This is a genomic window from [Clostridium] citroniae WAL-17108 (assembly GCF_000233455.1).
In the GTDB taxonomy this organism is placed as follows: domain Bacteria; phylum Bacillota; class Clostridia; order Lachnospirales; family Lachnospiraceae; genus Enterocloster; species Enterocloster citroniae.
Map to the genome: position 1 here is coordinate 514,248 of NZ_JH376420.1, position 23,575 is coordinate 537,822.

Annotated in this window: 22 protein-coding genes; 2 read left to right on the forward strand and 20 right to left on the reverse strand. The window is 51.0% G+C overall.

From position 1 onward, the window contains the following. Window position 1 precedes the first annotated feature (1 nt). Window positions 2-1,096: a DUF362 domain-containing protein gene (locus tag HMPREF9469_RS02240; protein ID WP_007858739.1), complete on the forward strand. Its 1,095-nt coding sequence runs from the start codon at window positions 2-4 to the stop codon at window positions 1,094-1,096. Window positions 1,097-1,111: 15 nt separating this feature from the next. Here HMPREF9469_RS02240 and HMPREF9469_RS02245 read toward each other — a convergent pair whose 3' ends face one another. The 18 genes from HMPREF9469_RS02245 to HMPREF9469_RS02330 form a co-directional block, all read right to left on the reverse strand. Beyond that, on the reverse strand, window positions 1,112-1,858 hold the full coding sequence (locus HMPREF9469_RS02245; RefSeq protein WP_007858741.1) for an alpha/beta fold hydrolase: 747 nt from the start codon (window positions 1,856-1,858) through the stop codon (window positions 1,112-1,114). Between the two features lie 206 nt (window positions 1,859-2,064). After that, window positions 2,065-3,774, reverse strand: coding sequence for a DEAD/DEAH box helicase (locus HMPREF9469_RS02250; protein ID WP_007858744.1), 1,710 nt, complete (start codon window positions 3,772-3,774; stop codon window positions 2,065-2,067). 343 nt (window positions 3,775-4,117) lie between these two features. Continuing rightward, window positions 4,118-5,308, reverse strand: a complete 1,191-nt coding sequence (locus tag HMPREF9469_RS02255; RefSeq protein WP_007858746.1) for an iron-containing alcohol dehydrogenase — start codon at window positions 5,306-5,308, stop codon at window positions 4,118-4,120. After that, window positions 5,295-6,182, reverse strand: coding sequence for a ketose-bisphosphate aldolase (locus tag HMPREF9469_RS02260; protein WP_007858748.1), 888 nt, complete (start codon window positions 6,180-6,182; stop codon window positions 5,295-5,297). The genes HMPREF9469_RS02255 and HMPREF9469_RS02260 overlap by 14 nt, the downstream gene beginning before the upstream one ends. A 71-nt stretch (window positions 6,183-6,253) precedes the next feature. Next, window positions 6,254-7,351, reverse strand: a complete 1,098-nt coding sequence (locus tag HMPREF9469_RS02265; RefSeq protein ID WP_007858750.1) for a PTS fructose transporter subunit IIC — start codon at window positions 7,349-7,351, stop codon at window positions 6,254-6,256. A gap of 15 nt (window positions 7,352-7,366) precedes the next feature. Then, window positions 7,367-7,684: a PTS fructose transporter subunit IIB gene (locus HMPREF9469_RS02270; RefSeq protein WP_007858752.1), complete on the reverse strand. Its 318-nt coding sequence runs from the start codon at window positions 7,682-7,684 to the stop codon at window positions 7,367-7,369. Next, window positions 7,685-8,155: a PTS sugar transporter subunit IIA gene (locus HMPREF9469_RS02275; protein ID WP_007858754.1), complete on the reverse strand. Its 471-nt coding sequence runs from the start codon at window positions 8,153-8,155 to the stop codon at window positions 7,685-7,687. Between the two features lie 32 nt (window positions 8,156-8,187). Continuing rightward, window positions 8,188-10,278: a BglG family transcription antiterminator gene (locus HMPREF9469_RS02280; RefSeq protein ID WP_007858756.1), complete on the reverse strand. Its 2,091-nt coding sequence runs from the start codon at window positions 10,276-10,278 to the stop codon at window positions 8,188-8,190. Between the two features lie 304 nt (window positions 10,279-10,582). Next, window positions 10,583-11,539, reverse strand: coding sequence for a TIGR03943 family putative permease subunit (locus HMPREF9469_RS02285; protein ID WP_007858758.1), 957 nt, complete (start codon window positions 11,537-11,539; stop codon window positions 10,583-10,585). A gap of 10 nt (window positions 11,540-11,549) precedes the next feature. Then, window positions 11,550-12,701, reverse strand: a complete 1,152-nt coding sequence (locus HMPREF9469_RS02290) for a CobW family GTP-binding protein (protein WP_007858770.1) — start codon at window positions 12,699-12,701, stop codon at window positions 11,550-11,552. Between the two features lie 235 nt (window positions 12,702-12,936). Continuing rightward, complete coding sequence (locus HMPREF9469_RS02295; protein WP_007858772.1) at window positions 12,937-13,977, reverse strand: NAD(P)H-dependent amine dehydrogenase family protein; 1,041 nt, start codon at window positions 13,975-13,977, stop codon at window positions 12,937-12,939. 114 nt (window positions 13,978-14,091) lie between these two features. After that, window positions 14,092-14,934: a MerR family transcriptional regulator gene (locus HMPREF9469_RS02300; RefSeq protein ID WP_007858773.1), complete on the reverse strand. Its 843-nt coding sequence runs from the start codon at window positions 14,932-14,934 to the stop codon at window positions 14,092-14,094. Window positions 14,935-15,218: 284 nt separating this feature from the next. After that, window positions 15,219-15,875, reverse strand: coding sequence for a potassium channel family protein (locus tag HMPREF9469_RS02305; protein ID WP_007858776.1), 657 nt, complete (start codon window positions 15,873-15,875; stop codon window positions 15,219-15,221). Between the two features lie 53 nt (window positions 15,876-15,928). Next, entirely contained in the window at window positions 15,929-17,302 is a 1,374-nt protein-coding gene (locus tag HMPREF9469_RS02310; protein ID WP_007858778.1) for a TrkH family potassium uptake protein, read from the reverse strand. A gap of 139 nt (window positions 17,303-17,441) precedes the next feature. Then, window positions 17,442-18,263, reverse strand: a complete 822-nt coding sequence (locus HMPREF9469_RS02315; protein ID WP_007858780.1) for a metal ABC transporter permease — start codon at window positions 18,261-18,263, stop codon at window positions 17,442-17,444. After that, window positions 18,260-19,036: a metal ABC transporter ATP-binding protein gene (locus HMPREF9469_RS02320; RefSeq protein WP_007858782.1), complete on the reverse strand. Its 777-nt coding sequence runs from the start codon at window positions 19,034-19,036 to the stop codon at window positions 18,260-18,262. Before HMPREF9469_RS02320 ends, HMPREF9469_RS02315 begins: the two co-directional genes overlap by 4 nt. 66 nt (window positions 19,037-19,102) lie before the next feature. Next, window positions 19,103-20,122, reverse strand: coding sequence for a metal ABC transporter substrate-binding protein (locus tag HMPREF9469_RS02325; RefSeq protein ID WP_045092653.1), 1,020 nt, complete (start codon window positions 20,120-20,122; stop codon window positions 19,103-19,105). Window positions 20,123-20,153: 31 nt separating this feature from the next. Continuing rightward, the gene (locus tag HMPREF9469_RS02330; protein WP_007858785.1) at window positions 20,154-20,837 is read right to left on the reverse strand and encodes an HAD family hydrolase; all 684 of its coding nucleotides are present in this window, start codon (window positions 20,835-20,837) and stop codon (window positions 20,154-20,156) included. A 251-nt stretch (window positions 20,838-21,088) separates the two neighbouring features. On the opposite strand from HMPREF9469_RS02330, the gene HMPREF9469_RS02335 reads away from it, so the two are divergent. After that, the gene (locus HMPREF9469_RS02335) at window positions 21,089-21,979 is read left to right on the forward strand and encodes a DegV family protein (RefSeq protein WP_007858787.1); all 891 of its coding nucleotides are present in this window, start codon (window positions 21,089-21,091) and stop codon (window positions 21,977-21,979) included. A gap of 34 nt (window positions 21,980-22,013) precedes the next feature. Here the strand turns inward: HMPREF9469_RS02335 and HMPREF9469_RS02340 are convergent, their stop codons facing one another. Together HMPREF9469_RS02340 and HMPREF9469_RS02345 are read right to left on the reverse strand one after the other, a co-directional pair. Next, on the reverse strand, window positions 22,014-22,826 hold the full coding sequence (locus HMPREF9469_RS02340; protein WP_007858789.1) for a DUF368 domain-containing protein: 813 nt from the start codon (window positions 22,824-22,826) through the stop codon (window positions 22,014-22,016). 283 nt (window positions 22,827-23,109) lie between these two features. Continuing rightward, a complete protein-coding gene (locus tag HMPREF9469_RS02345; protein WP_007858791.1) occupies window positions 23,110-23,340 on the reverse strand; it encodes a hypothetical protein in 231 nt (76 codons plus the stop codon). Window positions 23,341-23,575 lie beyond the last annotated feature (235 nt).

Sequence of the window (23,575 nt, forward strand, 5' to 3'; positions counted from 1 at the left end):
AATGGAAAAAAATGATATCATCATCATTCATGGAACAGATTACAAGAATATGGCAAAACGGGTGCTGGAGCAGGCAGATGTAGCCTCAGACATCGGGGACAGGGACAAGCTGGTGGCCTTAAAGCCAAACCTGGTAACGGCCAGGGATCCATCCAGCGGAGCTACCACCCACGCAGAGCTGCTGGCGGGAGTGATCGAATATTTGCAGGAGCACGGCTTTACCCATGTCACGGTCATGGAAGGGTCATGGGTGGGTGACCACACCGGGGAAGCGTTTCGCGCCGCTGGATATGACCGGGTATGCAGCCGCTACCACGTTCCCTTTGATGACCTTCAAAAAGACACATGGAAGGAATATGATGCTGCCGGCATGAAGATCAAGCTCTGTGACAAGGCTGCCGCCGTGGACTACATGATCAACATGCCCGTACTGAAGGGGCATTGCCAGACCACGGTCACATGCGCCTTAAAGAACAATAAAGGCGTTATCCCCAATTCGGAAAAACGCCGGTTCCACACCCTGGGCCTGCACAACCCCATTGCCCACCTGAACACCATTGCCCGCAATGACTTTATCCTGGTGGACAATATATGCGGGGACCTGGATTTTGAGGAAGGTGGCAATCCCGTGGTCATGAACCGGGTGCTGGGATTTAAGGATCCGGTGCTCTGTGATTCATTTGTATGTGACTGCATGGGGTATTCGCCTGAGGATGTGCCCTATATCACCATAGCCGAACGCCTGGGCGTAGGGAGTACGGACACCGCCCATGCCAATATGATCTACCTGAACCAGGCATCCGAGGCCAACAGCCGTTTTAAGATGACCAGAAGGGTACAGAACCTGGCCGCCTACGCCTCCCCTGAGGACGCCTGCAGCGCCTGTTACGGCTCCCTGATCTACGCTCTGGACCGTTTAAACGACAGCGGCTTCCTTCACAAAAAGCTGCCCCACATCTGTATCGGACAGGGCTATAAAGGAAAGGAAGGGGAAATCGGCGTGGGCCAGTGCACCTCCTGTTTTGCAAAGACCTTAAAGGGCTGTCCGCCCAAGGCTGCCGATATTGTGGAGTTCCTGTCTGAGAACTGGAAATAAAGAAAGGGAACCGTATTACAGCCCCTTTTCCCTTAACCACGCAACAATGTGGCTGGCATATGCCTTTTCCTTTTTCAGAAGGGTAAAGTGATCCGCCCCCTTTACAAACACCACCTTTGCGTCCATGATCTGCTCCCCCATCCACAGGGAATGGCGGGGGCGTATCAGGTCGTGGCGTCCTGTAAGGATCAGTACCGGCGCCTGGATCCGGGACAGCTGGGTTTTAGTAAGCCTTGGCCAGTGGGCCATCAGGCCGTTTAACTGGCGGCCTGCCACTGCCCGTTCCTTCATGGGGCCCGTCAGGGGTATCTTCTCCATCACATGCCAGAGCGCGTATTTTGCCCTGACCTGAACATAGAAAAAGGCATTCATTCCCCTGGGCAGGGCATTGCCGCTGACAGCCACCACTGCCAGCACCTTGTCCGGATACTGGCTGGCCGTCTCCAGGGCCACGTTAGCCCCATCGCTGAAGCCCAGGATCACGGCCTGGGGCACATGGAGCACTTCCATGACCTGCACCACATCCTCGGCCATTCCTGATGTGGTCAGTTCCTGGGCACGGGCTTCTTCCTTTAGATGGGATGCGCCATGGCCCCGGCTGTCCATCAGGATCACGCGGTAATAACGGCTCATCAGGCCGGCCAGACGGCTGAAGATCTCATGGCTTTCACCATTGCCGTGAAGCATGATCAATGGAATGCCCTGTCCCAGTTCTTTATAATATAATGAAGCAAAACGATTGTCCACATATCCTTCGCTCATAAACATCTGCCTCCCGTCTTCCATTTAAACGATTTCTATTACAGTTCTTTTAAACATGCCGTCAGGCCAGCCGCTAAAAGACGGCGGCCGGAGCGTATGCGTCCTTGTACACTGATGGTAACATACCCTGAGTATATTGTAAATATTCAAAGGCCCGGCAGTTTATCTTCTGCCGGGCCGCTACTTTATCTTCTGAATTAATTTTCTTATCTTCTGTTGTTGGCTTTTTCCACGTGGACATTCTTTCCTTTGATCTTGGCGTGGGACATTGCCTTCAGCACTTCATCCGCATACTGTCCCGGCACATCCACAAACGTATAGCCATCGTACATGTCAATGCTTCCCACCATACGGCCGGGAATCCCTGACTCGCCTGCCACAGCTCCCAGGATATCTCCCGGTGTGACCCTCTGGGCTTTTCCTATATTGATGAAAAGCCTTGCCATCTTCTCATCCCCGTCACCCAGCACATAGTCCACAGCCGCCCTGTCCGTAGCGCCTCTGCGTCCCCTTCCAAAGGAGGCGCCTCTCTCACGGCCGCGTCCCCGGCCTGCGTTGCGTCCAAAGCTGTCCAGTTCATCCAGGGAACGGGCCGGCATGGTACAGTCTATAACATCTTCATTGTCATCACCCATGTTCATCTTAAGAAGGGCTGCCGCCAGATCCAGGGACGTATAATCCTCCTCCATCAGCTTCTTCTCAATGATGTTTACCATCTTGGTCAGATCACTGTCATTTAAGATATCCATAACCTGATCCAGCACCTTCTCCACCTTGATCTCCGTAATATCATTCAGGGACGGGATGGCCTGGGGAATGATCTTGGTCTTACAATAGCGCTGGATGTCACGCAGCTTATACACTTCCTTGCCCACAACCAGGCTGAACGCCTTGCCCTCGCGTCCTGCTCTTCCTGTACGGCCGATCCTGTGTACATAGTACTCGTCATCCTGAGGCACGTCATAGTTGAAAACAGCTTCCACATCCCCTACATCTATGCCCCGGGCCGCCACGTCCGTGGCCACCAGGATCTCTGTACGGCCGTTACGGAAACTGTCCATAACACGGTCACGCTGTATCTGCTTTAAATCTCCGTGAAGGCCTTCCGCAAAATATCCTCTGCCCTGAAGCGCCTGCACCAGATCGTCCACCTGTCTCTTGGTATTGCAGAATACGATGGAAAGTTTTGGCGCGTACATGTCCAGCAGTCTGCACATTACCTCCACCTTGTTCTTTGGTTTCACCTCATAGTAATACTGGGTAACCTTGGGAACGGTCAGTTCCTTTTTGATAACCCGGACTGTCACAGGGTTATCCTGAAACTTCTTTGCAATATCGGCAATCGCCTGAGGCATGGTTGCTGAGAACATCAGTGTCTGCCTCTCCTCCGGAAGCTGGCTTAAGATGGTCTCCATATCCTCTAAAAATCCCATATTCAGCATCTCGTCCGCTTCATCCAGCACAACGGTGTGTACATGGTCCATCTTTACGGTCTTGCGGCGCATATGGTCCATCACACGTCCCGGGGTACCCACCACGACCTGTGTGCCGTCCTTTAAGGAACGTATCTGCTTTACAATATCCTGCCCTCCGTAAATGGGAAGCACCTTTGTGCCGTGCATAAACTTGGCCAGACGGCGCATCTCCTCGGCCACCTGGATCGCCAGCTCCCTTGTAGGAAGCAGTATAACGGCCTGAAGCTTTTTCACCTTTGGGTCCACCTTCTGAAGAAGGGGGATTCCGAACGCCGCTGTCTTGCCCGTACCTGTCTGGGCCTGGCCGATCATGTCCCTGCCTTCCATGGCAACCGGAATTGCCTGGGCCTGGATCGGTGATGCCTCCTCAAATCCCATTTCCGTAATAGCACGGATAATTCTTTCATCTAACTGTAACTCGTCAAACTTAACTGTCTCCATATAACTGATTATGTCCTTTCTTCCTCTGCCGTTCCCTGATCTGAGGGCCGGCAGGCCGCCTTGTGCATTTCCCCTACATTACCGCAATGCGTGTCTGAAACCCATTTTCAGGCACACGTCTATTCATCTTGCACCGCAAATTTAACGTTTTTCACAAAAACGAATATCCTTTTCACACAAAAAGCGAGAGGCTTTACAGGCACGTCTCGGGCCTTTCATCCTCTCGCTTCCCACGGTAATTAACTATAGCAGATATTGGGGCGGCTGTCAATACGGCAATCTATATTTTTGGTAACAGTTCAGACGGCGGGAAAATTGTCGGGGATATGGACGTTAAGCTCGCTTATAAAGCGCCCTCTTTTGTACAGAGCCGGTATATATCTATCATCTGTGATTTTCCTATCTTGACAAAGTTGCCCACCGGTATGATGTCGCCGTATGTGGCTTTGTCCGCCATCTCCTCAAAAGCGTCCGCCGGAAGTCCCGCGTCCTCAAAGGTAATGGGCATGTCCAGCTGCTTGAAAAACTCCCTCATCCTCCGGATTCCCTCCAGGCAGATGGCGTCCTCCTCCCCGTATGCCAGGTCCACATCCCAGACCCGGACCGCAAACTGCATAAAACGTTTTTTGTCGTGACTGTATACATACTCCATCCATGCCGGATATACGATGGACAGGCTGGCCCCATGGGCAATATCATACTTGCCGCTCATTTCCAGGGCGATCCTGTGGGACGCCCAGTCCTGGACCCGTCCCGTGTTCAGCAGTCCATTGTGGGCCAGAGTACCTGCCCATACGATCTCTGCCCTTGTATCGTAATTATACGGTTCCTTCAAAGTCCTGACCCCATTGGCGATAATGCTTCTCAGCGCAGCTTCACAGAGCCTGTCCGTAAGGTCCACATGGGTGGTATTGGTAAAATACCGCTCCATGATATGGGTCATCATGTCCACCACACCGCATCCAACCTGATATGCCGGAAGGGTAAAGGTCAGTTCCGGGTTGATGATTGAAAATACGGGCCGGATCAGATCCAGGTTAATGCTCTTTTTATACCATCCGTCCTCATTGGTTAAAACGGAGCTGAGACTAGCCTCGCTTCCGGCCGCCGGTATGGTGCAGACAGCAGCTGTCTTAAGGGTTTTTTCCGGCACCTTTTTTCCCAGATAAAAGTCCCACACATCCCCCTCATAGGGCACTCCCACTCCTATTGCCTTTGCGGTGTCAATGGCGCTGCCTCCGCCCACGGCCAGAATGAAGGAAATGTTTTCCTTTCTGCAAATGTCGATCCCCTGACGTACAAGCCCCAGCCTTGGGTTGGGTTTCACGCCTCCCAGTTCCAGGACACCGATTCCCTGCTCCTCCAGTGATCCGCGCACCGCGTCAAACAAGCCGTCCCTTTTGATCCGGTCAGAACCGTATACCAGCAGTACTTTGGTACAGTCGCTGTATTTCCTTATCTTTTCTCCCACCTGTTTTTGTGTATCCCTGCCAAAGATGATCTCAGTCGTATTTGAAAATTCAAAATTGATCATTTCCCTTTTCCTCCCTGTATAATCCGCCCTTTCCCAGAGAGCCGAACAGCTCCATTTTTTCCCGGATGACCTTCCTGGCTTCACAGATTCCAGGGGTCAGCACTTTGGCCGGGATAAATCCTCCTGTCTCCTCAATTACCTGGTTTACCTTTTTAAAAAACGCATATTTAAAGTCACTGGAAATGTTCACCTTGCGGATCCCGATCCGGCACGCCCTTCTGATCTCCTCATCCGGGTTGTTGCTGCCGCCATGGAGCACCAGCGGAACTGAGGAAACCTTTTTGATCTCCTCCAGCAGCTCCAGCTGCAGCTTTGGTACAAATCCCTTGGGATAAATGCCGTGGGCCGTGCCGATGGCAATGGCAAGACAGTCCACTCCGGTCCTATTCACAAAATCTACCACGTCACCGGGATCCGTATAGGTTACGTGCTCCACTCCCCCCTCCTCAGAATTGCTCATAACCCCGATGGTTCCCACTTCCCCTTCCACGGAAACTCCCACCATGTGAGCCAGGTCTGCAACTTCCCTGGTGACCCGGACATTTTCCTCATAGGGCAGCTCCGACCCATCCAGCATCACAGAGGTAAAACCGGCCTGAATGGCCTTCATGCACTGCTCCATATTTTTTCCGTGATCCAGGTGGAGCACAAATGGCACCCTGCTGCCTGCCAGGCGTTCCCGCACATAGGTATAAAACTCCCTGGTGGCAAAGTCAAATTCTCCGGGCGCCACCTGCACAATGGCCGGAGCATCCTGCGCTTCCGCTTCCTCCACCACTGAGCGGAACAGTGAGCTTTCCGTGGCATTAAATGCTCCCACGGCAAAATGGTTTTGTTCCGCAACCTCAAGCATTTCCTTCATATTGATCAGCATAAGCTTCTTCCTCCCTTTTTTAATAGTACTCTAAGAATCTCCTGGTACTCAGATTTACAAAATCCCAATGATTAAAATGTCTCAATCTTAATATCACCGCCATCACCGTTCCCGGCTGTGTCCATAACATTGCCCAAATCCTCAAAGCTCTCATCATCTTCTGTCACCGGCTTTTTGATCAGAGACAGGATGACGCCTGTTATCACACTTCCGATGGCAAGGGCAAGGCAGAATTTTACCGGGTTTGTGAACAGGGGAACAGAAAGCATGCCTCCGTGGGGTACAGGCGAACCGCAGCCCCAGATCATGGACAGTCCGCCGGCCACCGCGGAACCGCACACGCAGGAGAATACCACACGGATCAGGTCCCTGGCCGCTATGGGGATCACGCCTTCCGTGATCATACAAAATCCCATGGGAACAGCTGCCTTTAACGCCTCCTTCTCCGCCCTGGTGTATTTATTCCTGGTGAGCAGGCAGGAGATGGCAATGCCGAAGGGCGGGATCATGGAACCCACAAACTTCACTGCCTCCGGTTCTATGACCCCATCGATCATAAGTCCGTTGACAAATGTTGACATGGTCTTGTTCACAGGGCCTCCGAAATCAAAGCACGCCATTCCCCCAAGTACGGCCCCAAACACAAACTTTGACCCGCTCTGCAGGCTGGAGATCGCCTCTGTCAGGGTTACCTGAAGCCATGCAAAGGGCTGCCCCACCACTGTAAACATGAGGACGGATGCAGCTGCCGTTACCAGCACGGGAATTACCATGACCGGCATAAGTCCCTGCATTGCTTTGGGAAGCTTTACATATTTCTTTACTGCCAGAACCAGATACCCTACCAGGAAGCCTGCGACAATGCCGCCGATAAAGCCTGCCTTGATCTCGGTGCAGATAAATCCAAGGATCAGGCCAGGTGCAATTCCCGGACGGTCCGCTATGGAGTAGGCAACGCCTGCTGTGATCACAGGCACCACTGCCGACATTCCAAAGCCGCCTGCTTTGTAAAGGTAATATCCGATCCCTGATACAGAGTTTCTCACATCCCCGTCTATGAACTGTCCTAAGGCCATGCAAAGCCCGGCCGCTACCACCAGCGGAATCATATAGCCAATTGCCGTAAGCACATGTTTTTTGATCAATGCAATAACACCGCGTTCTTTCATATCGTTCCCTCTCCTTTATCCTTTGTTTTCCATTGCCTTTTCTACCTTTTCAATAAACCCGATGGCGTTTTTGATAACAGCCGCCGTGCCAACGCGTATCACCGGCTTCCCCTTAAACCGCTCCTCGCCGGATATCTTTACATCCACTGCCAGGATCACCACGTCCGCCTCTGCAATCTCCTGTTCCGTCAGTTTGTACTCCGTGCCAATGGTCCCCTGAGTCTCTACCCTGCACTCATGGCCTCTGGCCTTTGCCCCCTTGATCAGCTTTTCCCTGGCCATGTAAGTGTGGGCAATCCCTGCGGTACAGGCTGCAATGCCGACAATCTTCATTTACGTTTCCCCCTTTCTGTTAAACAGAGTGAATATCTCCTCCTCACTCTCAGTTGTTAATAGTGTTTCTATTACATCATCGTCACAAAGCGCAACTGCAACCTGAGACAACAGTGAAACCAGTTCTGATTTATCCCCGCTATTGACGGCAAACATAACAAATGCCCTTGTATCCCCTTCTCCCAGGGTCTCCCACTCCACTCCCTGGTCCACTCTGCCAACAGCCATTGCTGTTTTCAGCACCGCATCCGATTTGCCGTGGGGAATGGCCACCTGGTTCCCGATCCCTGTCGGCCCCTCCCCCTCCCTCTCATACACGGCCCGTATAAACAGGTCCCTGGAAGCCAGAACGCCGGCCCGGTCAAACATGTCGGCCATCTCCTCAATGATCTCTTTTTTATTCCTGCCTTTCATATGCAGGTTGATGCATGACCGTTTGATCACATTTTCTATGGTCATAGATGTCACCATTTTCCCATCCTCCCCTTTTCATCCAAATTATGTCATGATCTGTCCTCACAATTTACCGCCTCCCTGATCCTCTGATTCATAAGTTCAGCCAGATCCCTCCCATGCTCCATCTTCCTGATTGCTTCCACTTCCTCCTGACAATCCAGCAGGTCCAGGAACACACTGTAAAACTTAATGGTTTCCTCCTTCATCCCGGCAGCCTCATCCAGATTAAATGCCAATAGGAAGATCACATCCGCATCCACATCCTCCTGCCACCTGACCGGCTGCTTTAAAACAGCCACTGCCACGGTGGGGCGGATCACATATTTGGCGTATCCATGGGGAATGGCCACTCCCTCCCCCAGTGCTGTGGGCGCTGTGACTTCGTGCTCCAGCACGGACCTCTCAAACCCATCCGTTACATATCCGGCATCTGTAAGCTGTTTACAGAGAACCTTTATCAGCTGTCCTTTGTCTTCTGCTTCCATCTGCAGGTGTATAAACTCTTCATAAAACAGGTTTTTCTGTATGCAAAGCTGGTTACAGGGCTGTTTTGTCTTCAGTTTTCTCCGCCTGACCTGCTTCATCTTATTTTCTACATTCCTGACGTCATACTGAGTCATGAGATGGTCCACCACCACTACCTCTCTCCCAAAGTAAGGGCTTTTGATCTGTACGGTTGTAATGATCAGGTCGCAGGGAATACTGCCGACTTTTTTCAGATCCCTGACAGAGAGCACGTCCGCAATCCTGATATCACTGACGGTCCGTTCCAGCTGCTCCCGCAAAAGCTGGGATATGCCGATCCCGTAATCGCAGACCACACAAGCTGTCACAGCAGACAGGCTCCGCTCAATGGCTCCCCCAAGAAGCAGGGCCAGGCTGCACATTTCATGTTCATTCAGCTCCAGGTTTAATTCTTTTTCAAAATAAACCCCCACCGCGTAGATGGCTGCAAATATATTGGGGTATTTCTGCTTTACCTGTTTTAAAAGGGGATTTACAGTCTTTACATTGTATCTGAGCCTGGCGATCATGGAGCGCAGCTGAAGGAACAGGCCTTCGGAAAAGAACAGATCAGGCCTGAGATCCACATTCACAATATCGCTTACCAGGGAGATCAGCCGTATACTGAAATAACACAATTCCATATGATCCGCCTGGCACTCCAGCATCCGGTCCATGTCCTGAAAATTCTGTATATCCGAGATATCGATGATAAATTCAATAAACTCCTGTTCGCAGGGCGGAAGCTTGATCCTGTATCCGCGCTCCAGGGCCTCAATCAGCCTTCCCTTGATCCGGGCGGAAAACCTGCCCTCCACCTTGCACCGTTGCGGCTTTGGCATGGTCACAAACTGCTTTTTCCTGGACCTGACAATGCACAGTGACAGCAAAAAGAACATTTGGATATGTGCCTCATATGCAAAGGAGAAGCCGTAATACTCTTCCAGGGAATAAATTTCCTTATTGATCCCGCTGGTGTCAAAGCCCTTGAGGAAATCTTCAATTAATATGTATTCCCCCGATTGTCCGGCTCCCTGTCCCCTGTTAAACAGTTCTTTCCTGCTCTTTCGCTTCATCATCAGGAACAGGTTCCACATGGCCATACGCCACTGGTATTCCCCGTATTCGATCTGAAACCCCTTTCCCCGCTTTTTTTCAAACAGGATTCCAAATCCCCCAAACCAGTTCTGCAGTTCGGGTATCAGCCTCTCCACCGATGAGCGGCCCGTATACAATTCCTTTTGTATTTCTCCCAGTCCCAGGCTTCCCCTGGTTAAAAGAAAATATATGATCTGGCTTTTGACATCCAGCTGGTCCGTAACAGGGCTCCTGTCCTCCAGCAGCCGCTTCAGCTTTTCCCAGTCCCTGTCCTCCACCAAAAGCCGGACCCCCTCATGGGGCTTTTTTTCTAACCGTCCAAGATTCTCCTGCTCTATCGCCTCCTGTATCACGATCAACTCATTGCGTATTGTTTTTACAGACACCTGAATCACACCGGAGATATCCGAGACAGTCACAAATCCGTCCTGCTCGTGAAGATAATATAAGATATCCATCTGTCTGCTGGTCACATATATCTTCTCCTTTCTCCCATGAATTCTCTGTTTCATATCCACATTATAGCAGTCTGCCATTTTTCCTCCGTTCATCTTTTTGACACATTCCTTTTAAATATTTCTGTTTTTTTGACACATTTCCTAATCCTGATTCACAGGGAGAGCACCACTCCTTATATATCAGGGACAGATGTGAGTATCATACAGGAATCAAGAAATCCGTGCAATGCGGGGGGGCTTGCCAGGAATGGTATATACTGGTAATAGGAAAAAAAGAAGCAGATGTGTGCTGATCCAATCACTGGATCAACCTACATCTGCCTCTTTCGGTTATTGTATTATATCAATGTCTCCCGCTTCAGGGTACGGGGCACTGAACTGCCTAGAATTGTACTACATCCTTTATCTCGTCCGCCGGTTCCACACTCTCAGCATACAAGACCGGTCCCTCGCCGTGGTAATCTTTCTGGTATTCCACACCGATCCTGGCCCGGACCCGGACCCACTGTTTTGTCTTGAAATTTTCGGCATCCTTCCACTTGCACATAAATCCCAGAAAGGTCATATCCGCCTCACAGCACGTCATGGCCATACGCCCGGGCACAAACTGCTCCTTGGGGAACTTGGGTGACTTTAGCACCATGGCTGTGAATTCCACCACCTTGTCCTTATACCGCTCCGGCTGGTCCATACAGTCAATGTACCAGATACCATAATCCTCGGGTTTTATCCGGATCACACTGCTGTTGATATCATAGGGAAGGTCTTCCTCCAGCGTGGCCTGCTCGATCTCGCCTTCCTTGTCCTCCAGCACGATCTCACTTTCACGGCTCATGGCGCGGATGGTTCTTCGGTATGCGGTGAGTTTCTCGTCAGGGATATCATCGCACCGGTTCATGATGACCAGCTCGGAACCGCGGAGCATGGCGCCCAACAGCGGCTTCATGTTCTGCACATACAGTTCAAAGGTGGAACCGTCAATGATAGTGATCTGCTGATAAATAGTCCAGTCGGCAGGGAGTTTAAGCTCGTCCTGGTTCCACATGCCGTTCCACTCCATCAGCACCCGCTCCGGCTGGTAGATCACCTCCAGTTCATTCAGGTACTGAGGGGTCAGCTGCTCCAGGGAATCCACGTATACCAATGCTGTCTTATTCTTTTTCAGCTTTTTCTCATCATATTCCGTATCCCCTTCCTCGCACACGATAAGAAGGGTCTTTCCCTCTGCCTTAAAATAGTCCTGCTGCATGGTAAAATCCAAAAACTGGGTTTTACCTGCCTCCAGAAATCCGTTGATCAGAAACAACGGCATGATATCGTCTTCAATCTCATATGCCATAATCTTATCCTCAGCCTCTTCCAAACACGATGTTTAGTGCTTCTTCCTCCAGGCTTGCTCCGATCACGCAGACCTTGCCTGTGTAATCCGGCCTTCCTTCCCGGATCTCATACTGCTCCGGAACCAGGTCAAAGTATAGCCATTCCCCGGGATTCTCAGTGGGCAGCATACCTTTGGCCCTGAGCACATCACCAAACTCCTTGGTTGTGGACAGTCTCTTTAATACATCCTCCAGCTGGTCGTATGTCACCGGTACAATGGTCTCCATTCCCCAGCTTGTAAACACCTCGTCTGCATGGTGGTGGTGATCGTGGCCGTGATGATCATGGTGATCGTGGTCATGGTGGTGATGGCCTTCGCATTCCTCATGGTCATGATGGTGGTGATGGCCCCCGCACTCCTCATGGTCATGATGGTGGTGATGGCCCCCGCACTCCTCATGGTCATGATGGTGGTGATGGCCCCCGTACTCCTCATGGTCATGATGGTGGTGATGGCCCTCGCACTCCTCATCATCATGATGGCGTTCCGCTCTCACTTCAGCCAAAAGGTCATCCAACATGGTGTCGTGCTTTCCAATGATCTCCAGCAGCTGGTCCCCGCTCAGATCAGACAGAGGTGTGGTAATGATCACAGCTGCGCCATTCTTCTCCCTAAGCATGTCCACATCCTTCTGGACCTTTGCGGCATCTGTGATATCCGTACGGCTGAGCACAATGGTGCCTGCATTTTCTATCTGGTTATTAAAGAACTCGCCGAAATTCTTCATATACATCTTGCACTTGGCAGCATCCACAATGGTCACTGCGCTGTTCAGCTCTACATCCATGTCAGCGGACACATCCACCACAGCCTTCATCACATCGGACAGCTTGCCTACTCCGGAAGGCTCGATGATGATGCGTTCCGGCTTATATTTAGTAAGCACCTCTGCCAGGGAGGTGCCGAAATCCCCTACCAGGGAACAGCAGATACAGCCGGAGTTCATTTCCCTGATCTCAATGCCAGAGTCCTTGAGAAATCCTCCGTCAATTCCAATCTCCCCGAATTCATTTTCAATGAGCACAACCTTTTCTCCGGCAATCGCCTCCTCAAGAAGCTTCTTAATAAACGTGGTCTTTCCCGCTCCCAGGAAACCGGAAATAATATCAATCTTTGTCATTTTCTCTTCCTTCTTTCTAAATATCCGGACCCCTGTTCCGACCGGCGGAAACAGGGCATGATTAAAACCTATCAATTGACTATTGTGGCACAATAGCCGCCTAAAGTCAAGACATCTTGTGATGAATCATTCTCACAAACAGGGCCTGCGCACAACAAAAGAAGACAGGCGGGGTGCGTTCCCCGCCTGTCCAGACAGACTGATCCGTTCAATATCTTAAGGAGGATTCCTTTGATCAGAAATCCAGATACATGTGCATCGGGTAGGACAGATACTCCACGTCCTCCAGCTTTTCAACGGTGATATATCCGGCCGGCGCATTGAGAATGGTAGGAATACGGTTTACAACCGTGGCGCAGGTGTGCTCCACAGTGGCCGGTTTCTTCACAAAGAATGTGGTCTCCGGCTCCCCTATGATCTTCCAGTCGCACAGGTCGCCGTCATCCGGCCCATATACCTTTCCGATACACTGTGTCTCAATCACAGGTCCCTGGAAGGTCTCGGTGGTTACCACTGCGCTCATACCAATACAGTTGCCCTTTGGAATGGTGTATCCCATGGTCTCGGAATAAAGATCCGTGGGGTAAAAATAGGGTACACATTTCTGGGTCTGGGATTTAATGGTCCATCCCATCTTGTTGCACAGGGCTTCATTGGAGTTCCACACATAGCAGGGCTCCAGCGTCTCCGGATGGGCAATCTTTGCCTCAAACTCCTCCGGTGTCAGACCCACTCCATGGGCCTCTGCCAATGCCAGTCCGTAATCCTCCACATTGTAGCTGGTAGCGCCCTCAATCCGGTCAATGCGGTGCACGCCCCCGGCCACACAACCGATCATGTTGATCCAATATATATCCTGCATACCTGCGCCCACGATGGTGCAGTTATTTTCTTTTGCCAGCTTATCCAGTTTGTTTGTGATGGAGGATGCCGTGGTCCATGGATAGATCGCCTCCTCACAGGTGGTTACCACATTGATGCCCCTGGATACACATTTTTCAAAATGGGGATATACATCCTCCATGAAGCTGAACAGGGTTACCACTGCAATGTCGGCATCACACTCATCCAGGACCGCATCCGCATCATCACGGATGGTCACTCCCAGCTTGCATCCAATGCCCGCAAAATCCCCCACGTCCATTCCCACCACAGCGGGATTCACGTCAATTGCCCCTACGATCTCAGCCCCTTTTTCATACAGATAGCGCAGGATATATTTTGCCATCTTTCCACAGCCATACTGTACCACACGGATTTTTTCGCAATTCATCATGATATTTGACCCCTTTCCTGTATCTTAGCTCTCATTGCCCTCAAAGTACAAGGGCATCAATAGTTTCTGCCATTATTATAAGGCTTATACAAGGTATGGAGTCAATAGTGGTTTTTATACGTCTTTTGCCCTCAGGGATACAGGCACCTGAAGCCGCAGGAACATCCCCCGCTCCTGCATATCCATGGGCACCTCCGCCACCACCTCGCAGATATAGTCCCCTGTGATCCGGTATTCCCTGGTTCGTATTTCCTCAAGAAGCCGCTCTATATAATCCTTCTCCTTGTCAAAACTGTTGCAGTAAATGCACAGATACGTGCTGGCCGGTATCTGGGTTATGAGACTTTCCTTTACAAATCCCTTATCCACCAGAACAAAGATTTCCGTGGAGCAGAACCGGCCGGCTAACAGGGCTTCTTTTTTCATCACAGTGCCTGCATTATAAAAGTAAATGGGGGACAGCTGGTTGGCGATCAGGTTCTTTTTCAGCTCCCTGAGTATTTTCTCATACACGTCAATCCCATAATCATAGAAGTTTACTCCGGAATCTGTCATGTAGGTCAGCCTGCGGGGAATATATTCCAGCACAATGGTGCCGTCCGGAGGGGCATTTTCATACCACTCATAGCTCTCCAGGGTGCGCTCGATGGCCCTTCTCCGGTACATCAGTTCCTGAGCCTTCTGGTCAATGGCATCCAGATTCCGGTACAGGATATTCCTCAGCATATCCGGGTCAAAATGCTTCATCTGCTCCCTGATATCCTTAAGGGACATGCCCAGGGCTTTCATGTGCTGGATCATGTCCAACTGGGCGCTCTGGCGGATATCGTAATAGCGGTATCCATTCTCCCTGTCCCGGTACATGGGTGAAAACAGCCCCACCTTGTCGTAAAGCCGCAATGCCTGTTCCGACACTCCGTTCAGCCTGGCCATCTGTCCTATTGACAGTTCTTTCACACTGATCACCTCTCCATAATTATGTATTATATATAACTTATCCAGACAATACCGCAAATTTATGGAATAATTATACCAAAAAAACCTTATACCAGCAATAAGGTTCTTCCCTTTTTCCAGATCATGATTGTATATATTTTAACAATTATAGCGTTAAAAACCTGCGGCATCTATTCATCAGCCTTAACCGTCCCGGATCAATACCGGCTGAAAACAGATACCGCAGGTTTCACACCGCAGCATGTTTTATGATCGTTGACCGTTTCTAACAGCTGGCCTTAACCTTAACTCAGCTTTTTGACAATCCGCTCCGCATCCTCCTGGTTACCGATCACCATAAGATGAATACCGTCCTCGATCACATAGTCGGCGCCCGGCATAAATTTCATGTGGCCGCTGCTCTGTTTTAAGGCGATGATGGAAATACCGTAGACCCGCCGTATATTCAGATCCTTGATGGATTTCCCGACCCAGGAATCCAGGGGACGGATCTCAAAGATGGATATGCCGTCAGCCAGCTCCGTATAGTCAAACACATTGTTGCCGCTGTAGCGCACAGCCGTCTTCTCAGCCACATCCCGGTCCGGATAGACCACCTGGTCGGCCCCGTTTTTAAGCAGAAGCCTTGCATGGATATTGCGGTTGGCCTTGCTCACAACGTATTTTGCTCCCATTTCCTTGATCATGCTGGTCACCTCCAGACTATTCTGGAAATTATTCCCAATGCAGATAAAGCAGATGTCGAAATTCCCAACCCCCAGGCTCTTTAACACCGCCTCATTGGTACAGTCTCCGATCTTGGCGCTGACCACATAGGGCAGGATGGGCTCCAGCTTTTCCTCTGATATATCCACTGCCATGATCTGGTTATCATGCTTTGCCAGATTCTCACACAGATGCTGTCCAAATCTTCCGATTCCAATAATAAGAATTGATTTCATAGATAGATACCTCTCTCTTTTTCTGATGCTCCGTCCCGCCTTTACGGGACCTGTTATCCGATGGTGATCCGCTCGGCAGGCAGCTGCACATGGGGCTTACGGCTGGACCTGGTAAATGCCAGCGCAAAGGACAAACTTCCGATCCGCCCGCAGTACATCAGCAGTATAATGACGATCCTTGAAAATGTATTCAGGCTTCTGGTCACTCCCGTGCTCATGCCGGAAGTGCCGATGGCCGAACATGTCTCAAAAAACACATCGGACATGGGCAGATTCTGGAACACCATGATCAAAATAGTGGCTGTCAGCATCAGGCTTAAATTAATGGTAAGGATGCAGGCCGACTGCCGGATGGACTCGTCCTGAAGCCTGCGGCCAAATATCTCCACACCGTAGGTCTGGCGGATATTGGAGTGTACATATAAAAGCAGGACTGCCAGCGTACTGGTCTTGATTCCGCCTGCCGTGGACCCCGGGCTTCCTCCGATAAACATCAAAATAGCTGTCATAAACTTGCTGCCGTCTGTGAGCGCAGCCGTGTCCACATTGTTAAAACCCGCTGTCCTGGGCGTTACCGCGCTGAAAAAACAGGCCCAGAACTTCTCAGACCCGCTCATGCCCACAAGGATATTATCCCGCTCCATGAGATAAAACAGCACGGTGCTCACTGCCAGAAGCGTGGCTGTTGTCACCAGAACGATCTTGGTGTGCAGCATGTAGTGGCGGAAATCCCATTTCTTCCTATACAGATCATCCCACACGATAAATCCGATACCGCCAATGATGATCAGGGCCGAGATGGTGCCTATGACCACCCAGTCCCCCGTGTAACCGCACAGGGAGCTGTACTGCTCAGCATGTCCCATCAGGTCAAAACCAGCATTACAGAAGGCTGAGATGGAGTGGAAAATCCCATACCAGATCCCGCGGAACAAGCCGTATTGCGGGATGAACCGCAGTGACAGTATAACAGCACCCGCCCCCTCAAAGATGGCCGTACCCATAATGATCCTTCTGGCCAGCTTGACCATACCGCCGATCTGCAGCGTGTTCACGCTTTCCTCCATCAGCCCCCGCTCCTTCAGGCCGATCTTACGCCTGAGCACAATGGAGAGAAAGATGCCGATACTGATGAATCCAAGTCCTCCCAGCTGGATCATGATCAGCAGCAGTACCTGTCCAAACATGCTCCACTGGGTCCACGTATCCGCCACCACCAGGCCGGTAACGCAGGACGCGCTGGTGGCGGTAAACAGACAGTTAAGAAAAGGCTCGCTCTGTCCATCCCTGCTGGATATGGGCAGCATCAGAAGAAAGGTGCCTGTCATGATGATCAGGAAAAACCCATAGGCGATAAACTGCGTCTGGGATATGTGTTTTTTTAGTCGGCAATGCTTTGGTTTTGATTCAAATAACTTCTCTTTCATGTTCCCCTCATTCAGTCTCCCATGTGCGCGTTTACAGAACATGGCAGAGGCATTTTCATGGAAATCCTTCCCACTGAACAGCATTGTATCACTTGTTCCATGGTATGTCTACCGCCAACTGTCCGCACATATTATTTTCTCAGGCCCGCAGCCTGCCCAGGGACTGCCATGCCATAAACAGCATAAACACCAGAAGATTGGCCACCACCACACTGGCGCCCGCAGGTGTTGAGAACTGGTAGGATGCAGTCATCCCTATTAAAAAGCACAGTACGGAAAGGATGCCCGATGACACCACCACGCCCCCGAAGCTTTTAAACACCCGCATGGATGAGAGGCATGGGAATATGATCAGGCTGGAGATCAGCATGGCCCCCATCATACGCATCCCCAGTACAATGGTAACCGCTGTGAGCACGGCAATGACCACATTATAAAAGCCCACATTTACACCAGTGGCTTTTGCAAAATTCTCATCAAACGTCACTGCGAATATCTTGTTATAGCACACCGCAAACAGGATCAGCACCACCAGGGACAGCACTGCGCTGAGCACCACATCCTCCCGGCTCATGGCCAGGATGCTTCCGAACATATAGCTGCTCACATCCGTGGTAAGCCCTGTGGTAAGGGATGTGACGATGATACCGATGGCCAGCGCGCTGGCTGAGATCAGAGCAATGGCCGCGTCACTTTTGATCCTGCTGTTCTCCGTGATCCGAAGGAGGAAGAATGCGGCCAGCACCACCACGGGAATGGACACCTTAAGCGGTGACCAGCCCATGGCTAGGGCAATGGATAAGGCTCCAAAGGACACATGGGAAAGCCCGTCCCCGATCATGGAATACCGCTTCAGCACCAGGCTCACTCCCAAAAGGGAGGCGCACAGGGACACCAGCATTCCGCCCACAAGGGCCCGCACCAGGAAGGGGTAAGATAACATCTCGCTGATCACACTCATGACTCTTCCTCCCTGTGTACGTGAACGTTTAGAACATGGCAGCCCGCCGTGGGCTTGCATTTTCCCTGCTCCTTCTCATGGAAGAAGTGGCCTGCCGCCTTACTGTTCATATAATCATGGGCAGGTCCGTAGAACATGACCCGCTTTTGAAGGTGGAGGATCTTATTGGCCTCCTCCACCGCATTTCTCAAATCATGGGAAACCATGAGAATGGCCACCCCGTCCTCGCGGTTCAGCCTGCGCAGCATTGTATAAAACTCCTGGATCGCCATGGGATCCAGCCCGGTGATGGGTTCATCCAGGATCAGCAGTTCTGTGGTGGCGCAAAGCGCCCTGGCGATCAGCACCCTCTGCTGCTGCCCTCCCGACAATTCCCGGTAACACTGGTCCCTAAGAGGGGTAATACCCAGCTTTTCCAGGTTCCGGTCCGCTATATCCTTTTCAGCTCTGGAGTAAAAGGGCAGCCGCCCCCTTTTGCTGAGGCAGCCGCTGAGCACCACCTCATATACCGTGGCCGGAAAATCCTTCTGGGCAGCGGTCTGCTGGGGCAGATAGCCGATCCCCGTACGTTTTAAGTCATCCGCCACCTCAAGCCTTCCTGCCGTGGGCTTTAAAAGCCCCAGGAGTCCTTTCATCAGGGTACTCTTGCCTGAACCATTTTCCCCCACAATACACAGGTAATCGCCGGGGTTGACTTCCATATTCACGTCCACCACCGCATCCTGGTTATCATATCCAAAATCTACATGTTCACATTTTATCAAAGGTGTCATCTCATACCTCTTTTTTATTTCTTCCGTTGTACTGCCGGGCAGACAGTCTGCATTCCCATGGCGCAGCTACTCCAGCCCTATGCGGAGATTCTCCACGTTCCGGTTCATCAGCTGGAGATAGGTTACCCCTTCATCAAACTGTCTTCTGGCCACATTGTGGCAGGAATGTAGAAGGAGGGGCGCTGCCCCGGTCTCCTCACTGATGATCTCCGCCGTGCGGTGGCTTGACAGTTCCAGATAGTACACTGCCCCGATCCCCTCTTCCCTCACCTTGTCTATGAGATAGGCAATGGTCTTGGCGCTGGGCTCCGTATCCGTGCTGCAGCCTGAAAATGCAGCCCTGTAGGTGAGTCCGTACTCATCTGCAAAATACCGGAAAGGGAATTTGTCCGCCACCACAATCATATGGTTTCTTGCCTGGGAAACCACCTGCCTGAACCTTCCATCCAGATCCTTCAGATCCTTGACATATGCATCTGTATTTTCCTGGTAAAAGCTGCTCCCCTGCGGATCCGCCTCCTGAAGGGTCTGGCTTATGATCTTTACAATGGCCTGGGCATTCACCGGGGAGGTCCAGATATGCTCATCATACTCTATCTCCATCTCATGGCCATCGGCTTCAAACCGGTGGGCATCCTCCATATGGATGTCTGCCTCATCCCCGTGTTCATGGTCCTCTGCTCCGTGGTCATGGGCGTCCTCCATTCCCTCCACATGCTCCTCTTCCACTGTATCCACATAATCCATCATGGTGAGCAATACCATATTGCTGGTATCCAGGGAGTCCAGGACCTGGTCCACCCAGTGCTCCATCTCCCCGCCGTTAAATACTATAACGTCCGCTTCCTGCATGGCGATCATATCGGCCGGGGTGGGTTCAAAGGAGTGGCTGTCCATGCCGGCCGGGACGATCAGCTTCAGATCCACCCTGTCCCCTGCGATCTGGCGCACAAAATCATAGTAGGGGAAAATGGTGGTGACCACACACAGCCTGTCATCCCTTTTTTCCGCCGCCTGCTCCATCCCTCTCCTGCCCCTTGCCCCCCATATCCCAAGAACTATCTCGGCGATTGTCAAAACTGCCATGATCCAGACCAGCACTTTTAGCCTGCCCGATTTATTCCTGTCCAATCCCGTTCACATCCTTTATAATCTGTATCACCTGGGATGGATGGTCCACAACAAACCTGGGAGCAAACTCCTCCAGTTCCTTCCTGTCCCTGAATCCCCAGGTAACGCCCACTGTGTCCACACCGGCATGTTTCCCGGTACGCATGTCCGTATTGGTATCTCCCAGATACAGCACCTCTTCCCCGGTCACCCCCAGCTCCTTCATAATGGCCCAGACTCCATCCGGGGCCGGTTTTTTCCTGATTCCCTTATCCTCCCTCTCCCCATACACCAGGTCAAAGCAGCCTTTTCCAAACACGCCCTCCACATTGTCCAGCGTCCTGGGGTGGGGTTTGTTGGAAAGCACTGCGGATAGGATGTTATGTTCATTTAAAAATGCCAGCATTTCCCTGATCCCGTCATAGGCGTCCACACGGTACATGCAGCACCCTTTAAAAATATCCGGATATTGTTCCAGGGCCTCCTGGTAATGATCCAGCCCTTCATCCCCGCACGCCTTCAGCGCCCGCTCCAAAAGCTTCTTATATCCATCCCCCACAAAAACCTTGCACTCCTCCACGGATACCGGCCTCATCCCCCACTGTTCCAGGGTGAGATCCACGGATTTTTGTATGGCATATATGGAATTTACCAATGTTCCATCCAGATCAAATATACAGCATTTATACATTATGATTGCCATTCCTTTCCATTCGTATACTCCAGGGTGTCACAACACAAATACGCCCTGTATCACAGCACAAAGTACATCATAGCACAATTTTCCTCGTTTTACCAGTACAAGCCCTGTCCTCTTACACATATCCTGTTTATCCGTCCGCAGCCCGCAGCCAGCTGTATTTATTTGACACTATCCCCTGCACCATGCTATACTTTGTCCATAAAACACGTCAACCATTGACTTATTAAAAGGAGCACATTATGACAACTTCATATGTAATAACCTGCTGTTCCACTGCTGACATGCCTGAGCAATACCTGGCAGAACGGGATATCCCCTATGCCTGCTTCCATTTCCGGATGGAAGATAAAGAGTACGATGATGATCTGGGAAAGTCCATTGCCATTGAGGATTTTTATCAAAGGATCCGGGATGGCGCCATGCCCACCACCTCCCAGGTAAATCCCGAACAGTATGAGGCCATGTTTGATCCCATCCTTAGGGAGGGGAAGGATATCATTCATCTGACCCTGTCCACCGGAATCTCAGGAACCTATAATTCGGCTGTCATAGCCAGGGATGAGATGCAGGAGCGCTATCCTGACCGGCGGATCGAGGTTATTGATTCACTGCAGGCATCTGTTGGCTATGGCCTCCTCCTGGACACTGCCTGGGAAAAAATGCAGGCAGGGACCGGCTATGAGGAACTGGTCACCTGGATCAAGGAACATAAATTAAGGCTGCAGGGCTGGTTCTTCACCACGGACCTGACCCATTTAAGGAGAGGCGGAAGAATCTCAGTCTCTGCAGCCTTTTTCGGCAACATGTTGAATATCTGCCCCCTGATGAACATAGATCACGAGGGCAAGCTGATCCCCCGGGACAAGTGCCGGGGCAAGAAAAAAGTCATAAAGGAATTGGTGGAACGCATGAAGACCCATGCCCAGGACAAGACAGGTTATTCAGGGAAATGTTTCATCTGCCACTCCTCCTGCCCTGACGATGCCCAGGCCGTGGCTTCCCTGATCAAAGAGACCTTTCCCCATCTGAACGGAGCGCCGCCCATTATGGACATAGGAACCGTGATCGGCTCCCACACCGGTCCCGGAACCGTAGGCGCGTTTTTCTGGGGTGATGAGCGCGTGGACTGATGTTTAGACACGCTTTGGGAACGCGCGGACATTCCTAGGCTTCCTTCCCCGCCATCTTATACAGGGCAGCGAAGCCCAGGGCTGCACACAGGATGCTGTACACCATATCCGAGCCTGAAGGAATGCCCGGAAACAGTTCGGGCAGGGACCCGAACATAAAACCTAAGATGATCAGATAGGTGGGCTGGGGATGGCGCTCCATCAGCTGTTCCAGCACCTTGGTGGTCAGGAAGATCCCTCCCACCACGCCTGCTCCCAGGGGAATCAGGGGCAATATGTTCAGGGTGCTTATATTTTTAATGATCCCCTCATAGATCCCCAGCATGTAGAGCATCTGGGAAACACTGATCCCGGGCAGCACCAGGCCCACCGCTATGATGATCCCCCCGGCCAGCTGAATGAGCGCTGCGCCTATGCCAAAGCTGCCGTTTGGTTCAAACAGACCGGTAGGAAGCAGGGCCAGTATCACAACGGCCAGGATCCCTATGACAGGATAGGCCACTGCTCCCAAACTGATCCTTTTAATTCCCGCTTCCTTATATATCATGGGCACTCCCCCAGCCACAGCTCCCAGAAAGAAGAACCGAAGAGGCACATCCGCCCTGGTGGTAAAAAGAAAACTGATGAACCGGGAAAATACCACCATCCCGATCCCGGCCCCCAGTACAAACCGCACCAGAAAGGACATGCTCTTTCCCGGATTGCGGAAAAAGGAACTGACCGAGGAAATGAGCCTGTCATACACGCCCATGATCATGGCCATGGAACCTCCGCTGACTCCCGGGACCGTCATGGTGCCGCCGATCCACATTCCTTTTAATATCGTAATCAGATGATCTCTATTCATTCTCAGACTCCTTTTTTTCCATTATCCGGATCATTGTAACCCATGGACCGCCAAATGGGAATTAATTTTCTGTATATATTATGCCGGAAGCCGCGTTCTTATTGCAGAAGGGCAAAAAAACTCCCCGCCGTGAAACAGACACAGGCGGGGAAATTTTATAAGGGAATATGATTATGTAGGTATATTAGTTTTGTTCGTATCTAAGTTTGTAGGTATATATAGTTTGTTGGTTTGCAGGTGTATTCGTTTACAGATACATCAGTTCCACATCAATAAGGATTGCTTAGAATCCCATTCCGTTGGAAAATCCGCTGCAGGAATTACCGGACGGTGCGCTGACACCCATCTGGGACAGAATGCAGTCCAGATCCTGGTTTCCGTGCTGGTAGCATACATTCTGAGGATTGTTGGATCCGTTGTAAAGCCCTGCATTATAATCATTCATGGTTGCCATATTCGTACCGCATGCAGAACCTAACATTGCGGCAACTGCCATTGTTGAAATTGGTAACATAGTTTGTCCTCTCTTTCTGTGCTTGTAATATTCTCTTGAATATTACAAAAGTATTTCTTTTTTGTTACAAAACCATATTATCACATTTATAACCATCTGTGTCAGGGAGTAATTGGGGACATTTCCAGAAAATGGTGACAAATTTCGCACTTCTTTACACTTTTTTAAGTTATATACATTGCGCATCGTGAATATATTTGTATTATTATGTAACCGCCGCCCTGTTTGCTGTTAA

Excerpts from the sequence above, each read along its gene's own strand:
- HMPREF9469_RS02295 (WP_007858772.1), bottom strand. The coding sequence starts at position 13,977 with ATGATGAATTGCGAAAAAATCCGTGTGGTACAGTATGGCTGTGGAAAG.
- HMPREF9469_RS02320 (WP_007858782.1), bottom strand. The coding sequence starts at position 19,036 with ATGACACCTTTGATAAAATGTGAACATGTAGATTTTGGATATGATAAC.
- HMPREF9469_RS02285 (WP_007858758.1), bottom strand. The coding sequence starts at position 11,539 with ATGGCATATGAGATTGAAGACGATATCATGCCGTTGTTTCTGATCAAC.
- HMPREF9469_RS02250 (WP_007858744.1), bottom strand. The coding sequence starts at position 3,774 with ATGGAGACAGTTAAGTTTGACGAGTTACAGTTAGATGAAAGAATTATC.
- HMPREF9469_RS02290 (WP_007858770.1), bottom strand. The coding sequence starts at position 12,701 with ATGACAAAGATTGATATTATTTCCGGTTTCCTGGGAGCGGGAAAGACC.
- HMPREF9469_RS02325 (WP_045092653.1), bottom strand. The coding sequence starts at position 20,122 with ATGGCAGTTTTGACAATCGCCGAGATAGTTCTTGGGATATGGGGGGCA.
- HMPREF9469_RS02305 (WP_007858776.1), bottom strand. The coding sequence starts at position 15,875 with ATGAAATCAATTCTTATTATTGGAATCGGAAGATTTGGACAGCATCTG.
- HMPREF9469_RS02275 (WP_007858754.1), bottom strand. The coding sequence starts at position 8,155 with ATGGTGACATCTATGACCATAGAAAATGTGATCAAACGGTCATGCATC.
- HMPREF9469_RS02260 (WP_007858748.1), bottom strand. The coding sequence starts at position 6,182 with ATGCTGATCAATATGAAGGAAATGCTTGAGGTTGCGGAACAAAACCAT.
- HMPREF9469_RS02330 (WP_007858785.1), bottom strand. The coding sequence starts at position 20,837 with ATGTATAAATGCTGTATATTTGATCTGGATGGAACATTGGTAAATTCC.
- HMPREF9469_RS02240 (WP_007858739.1), top strand. The coding sequence starts at position 2 with ATGGAAAAAAATGATATCATCATCATTCATGGAACAGATTACAAGAAT.
- HMPREF9469_RS02310 (WP_007858778.1), bottom strand. The coding sequence starts at position 17,302 with ATGAAAGAGAAGTTATTTGAATCAAAACCAAAGCATTGCCGACTAAAA.
- HMPREF9469_RS02280 (WP_007858756.1), bottom strand. The coding sequence starts at position 10,278 with ATGGCAGACTGCTATAATGTGGATATGAAACAGAGAATTCATGGGAGA.
- HMPREF9469_RS02255 (WP_007858746.1), bottom strand. The coding sequence starts at position 5,308 with ATGATCAATTTTGAATTTTCAAATACGACTGAGATCATCTTTGGCAGG.
- HMPREF9469_RS02345 (WP_007858791.1), bottom strand. The coding sequence starts at position 23,340 with ATGTTACCAATTTCAACAATGGCAGTTGCCGCAATGTTAGGTTCTGCA.
- HMPREF9469_RS02270 (WP_007858752.1), bottom strand. The coding sequence starts at position 7,684 with ATGAAGATTGTCGGCATTGCAGCCTGTACCGCAGGGATTGCCCACACT.
- HMPREF9469_RS02340 (WP_007858789.1), bottom strand. The coding sequence starts at position 22,826 with ATGAATAGAGATCATCTGATTACGATATTAAAAGGAATGTGGATCGGC.
- HMPREF9469_RS02315 (WP_007858780.1), bottom strand. The coding sequence starts at position 18,263 with ATGAGTGTGATCAGCGAGATGTTATCTTACCCCTTCCTGGTGCGGGCC.
- HMPREF9469_RS02245 (WP_007858741.1), bottom strand. The coding sequence starts at position 1,858 with ATGAGCGAAGGATATGTGGACAATCGTTTTGCTTCATTATATTATAAA.
- HMPREF9469_RS02265 (WP_007858750.1), bottom strand. The coding sequence starts at position 7,351 with ATGAAAGAACGCGGTGTTATTGCATTGATCAAAAAACATGTGCTTACG.
- HMPREF9469_RS02335 (WP_007858787.1), top strand. The coding sequence starts at position 21,089 with ATGACAACTTCATATGTAATAACCTGCTGTTCCACTGCTGACATGCCT.